The 2,687-nt window shown below is 43.2% G+C and carries 4 protein-coding genes and 1 pseudogene; 1 reads left to right on the forward strand and 4 read right to left on the reverse strand.

Annotation, left to right across the window (positions count from 1 at the left end; all coding sequences use genetic code 11):
- Positions 1–69: 69 nt before the first annotated feature.
- Entirely contained in the window at positions 70–441 is a 372-nt protein-coding gene (locus JZU62_RS10935) for a YbgC/FadM family acyl-CoA thioesterase (protein ID WP_295014741.1), read from the forward strand.
- Here JZU62_RS10935 and JZU62_RS10940 read toward each other — a convergent pair.
- From JZU62_RS10940 to JZU62_RS10955, 4 genes and pseudogenes are all read right to left on the reverse strand, one after another.
- Positions 436–894 (reverse strand): ankyrin repeat domain-containing protein, encoded by a 459-nt coding sequence (locus JZU62_RS10940; RefSeq protein ID WP_295014743.1) that lies wholly within the window; start codon positions 892–894, stop codon positions 436–438. The two genes, JZU62_RS10935 and JZU62_RS10940, sit on opposite strands and share 6 nt — an antisense overlap.
- Complete coding sequence (locus JZU62_RS10945) at positions 891–1,397, reverse strand: ferritin-like domain-containing protein (RefSeq protein ID WP_295014745.1); 507 nt, start codon at positions 1,395–1,397, stop codon at positions 891–893. Before JZU62_RS10945 ends, JZU62_RS10940 begins: the two co-directional genes overlap by 4 nt.
- 59 nt (positions 1,398–1,456) lie before the next feature.
- On the reverse strand, positions 1,457–2,119 hold the full coding sequence (locus JZU62_RS10950) for a Crp/Fnr family transcriptional regulator (RefSeq protein ID WP_295014747.1): 663 nt from the start codon (positions 2,117–2,119) through the stop codon (positions 1,457–1,459).
- Positions 2,097–2,687: pseudogene (locus JZU62_RS10955) on the reverse strand (hypothetical protein); the annotation flags it as partial. The gene JZU62_RS10950 and the pseudogene JZU62_RS10955, both read right to left, overlap by 23 nt.

A 2,687-nucleotide genomic window follows, 5' to 3' on the forward strand; every position in this document is an offset into this window, starting at 1 on the left:
TTTTGGTGACGTTTTTGGTGACGTTTTATTTTTAACGGCTTTGAAATGCCGTAAAAAAGGGGGTTTAGAATGCAAATACGTGTCTATTATGAAGATACCGATATCGGTGGTGTCGTTTACCACTCTAACTATCTGAACTTCTGTGAACGTGCGCGGAGTCAGCTCTTTTTTGATGCGGGGAGGTCTCCGATTCTATCGGGTGGACATTTTGTTGCCAAGCATATCGAAGCTGATTATCTCAAAAGTGCAAAATTTGGAGAGGTGTTGGAGGTCAAGACGACCCTTTTGCAGATCAAAAATGCTTCATTTCGCTTGTTACAAGAGATTTTTAGAGGAGACGAGAAAGTTTTTGAGATGAAAATTGATCTCGTTTATCTCGATTTTGGAGGGAATATGAGTAAAATCCCTCCGGAAGAAAAAGCTTTTTTATCCTCGTTATAGTAGTTTTTTGAGCTTCGGAGCGGCTTTCTCGATGGCGGTGGAGATCTCTTTATTTCCTTGCATTATCGCAATATCGAGGGGTGTCATCCCGTCTTTGCTCATAACGCTCCCAGAAGCCCCCTGGTCGATCAAATGCAGCGCGATAGGGATAAACCCTTTCCATGCCGCCAAATGTAGCGCTGTAGCTCCATTGACATCTTGAGCATTGACATCGGCACCTTTGTCGATTAGATAGTTGACTGCCTCCGTGTTTCCGACCCAGCACGCATACATCAGAATTGTTTTGTTATTGTCCTCTCTTGCGGTATTAGCATCGCTGAGAGTTTGAATACGTGTTTGAAATGTCTTGGTATCATTACGATCCAACAATCCCACTAAATCCAGAATATCTGCGGCATGAAGAGAGAATGCGCTCACCAAGAGAGCCATCAATAACACTATCTTCAATCTCATTTTTTGAACTGCTCGATAAACTCTTCGATATCGTCAAACAGGGTTTGTAAATCCTCTTCGTGTTCTACTTCATCCGCTAAAATCTGTGAAACTAAATCATAGGTAATGATATCTTTTTCACGAGTAATATCGAGGATATTAGAATACACACCAATAGCGCACTGCTCACCCTTGATCGCTTGTTCTAACACTTTTCGCACATCACCATCTGTCGGTGCATCATAGCCGCAATTTGAGTTTGTAAGCCACTCTGCGGGGTGAAGGGCAGGGGTTCCGCCAAGTTGGAGAATACGATCACACACCATCGTTGCATGGCGAAGCTCATCTGCCGCGTGTTGAGTGAGTTCAACGATTGCCGCGTCTTTCATAAGACCTTTAACCACTTTGGCTTCGATAAAATATTGATAGTACGCTAACCACTCATCACAATATGCTTTGTTTAGTAGATTATAGACCGTTTCTGCTTCGATCCCTCGTAGGAGAGAAATACCTCTTTTACCCATCAAATGCTCCTCAAATATAGATGGTTCACTCTATCACTCTATCTCTTAAAGGAAAATAATTATCCGCAATTACGATTGAGTTCATCCGGCAATAAAAGGGTAATTCCCTCCGCCCTAGTGAGCGCTATCACCCCATCGGATTTGAGTTTTTTGATCATACGCGAAAGGGTTTCGGGGGTTATACCGATATGACGTGCTATCTCAATCCCTTTAAGACGTTGGAAAATTGCACGATCATCACGGATTAAGCGTGCCACTTTCGCCATTGCATTAGGGGCACTGTGACGTTGTAGTGAGTTCTCTAATGCACCGATTTTTTGCGTTAATGACGAAATAATTGCAATACTCAAAGAGGGATCACTCTGAATCAGTTTTAAAAACGGGTCACGAGCAATTTTGAGGATGCTCGATTTCTGAAGCGCTTCACACGATGCAGGGTAGGGGATTTGTTTGAGAGTTGCCACTTCTGCGATCAGGGAGGGGGCGCGAAAACGATGGATCTGCATCGTCTCACTCGCAGTCGATTTAAAAATAGAGACTTCGCCCTCAATCAAAAAATGAAAATAATCACTCGTCTCCCCCTCATAAAAAACGATTTCGCCCTCTCCATAGTGACGCATAATACCGATCTGCTCGATTTGTCTGCGCTGAGGAGGGGAGAGGTGACTAAAAAGGGTAACTTTATCGAGCGATAAAGGGTTAATGGCTGGTGAGGGGTTCAAAACCAAACTCTTTTGCACTCATTAGCTCTACCGGATAAATCACCTGTGAGTTGATAAGTCGCATCGAATACTCTCGCGCGCTATTATCGAGCACTGAGACCAGATAATCGATGCCGACACTCGTAGAGTACTGAATCCAATCGACGGTGATATCGTTATTCATCAATGCATTTGCCTCATATATACGTGAGGGGAACTCGATCAAAGAGTTAGCGAAGATCATATTTTTACGATCATTGTATTGGGTGAGCGTGAGCAGTGTAGGGTCGAGATTAATCTGAGTTGAGAGGATATTACGCTCCTTTATCCCGCTAAAGGTCATGTGTGCACTCAAAATGGCACTTTTTACCACCGGAATATGGAGTATGATACTTGCTTTGTTAAATTTGGCAGGTTTGGAGAGATGGGAGATGATGTTATCCCCTTTGGTATCCACCGCGTAGCTCTCCACTTTTTTCTTTTCACTTTTATGGGCTAAAAATACCTCTTCGGTAATCGACTTTAACTGCGTACCCACACTGGAGCTATCATAAAAAATAGCAATCGAATCACTCATATAAGGGAGTAG

Source organism: Sulfuricurvum sp., from assembly GCF_019163035.1.
Classification (GTDB): Bacteria; Campylobacterota; Campylobacteria; order Campylobacterales; family Sulfurimonadaceae; genus Sulfuricurvum.